The organism is Pseudomonas sp. SIMBA_067, from assembly GCF_046534675.1.
In the GTDB taxonomy this organism is placed as follows: Bacteria; Pseudomonadota; Gammaproteobacteria; order Pseudomonadales; family Pseudomonadaceae; genus Aquipseudomonas; species Aquipseudomonas putida.
In genome coordinates this window covers 1-240 of record NZ_JAWRYH010001229.1, presented here as the reverse complement: position 1 = coordinate 240, position 240 = coordinate 1, and the positions used below count along the sequence as shown (strand labels likewise).

The following is a 240-nucleotide window of genomic DNA, read 5'->3' as shown; positions in this document are numbered from 1 at the left end:
GCAGGTTTTATCACGGCCAGCCTGTCGTCTGCGACGGGGCCATTGATGCAGCCGCTGGATTTCGTACGTGTCGGGTCGGTATGCGTTGCCGAAACGTTCTGGGGCAAAGGCATCGGACGGGGGCTTATGCAGCAGATAAAAGCCTGGGCGGCTGATCGTGGGGCTAAAGATGTCCGGCTGATGGTGTGGGGGTTCAATACACATGCCCAGCGGCTATATACAGAGTTGGGCTTTGAGACC

General features: G+C 57.9%; 1 protein-coding gene. It reads left to right on the top strand.

Features of this window, described 5'->3' with window-relative positions; genetic code table 11:
• Positions 1–240, top strand: a 240-nt coding sequence (locus SB765_RS33215; RefSeq protein ID WP_410932976.1) for a GNAT family N-acetyltransferase, incomplete at both ends; no start/stop codon positions are given.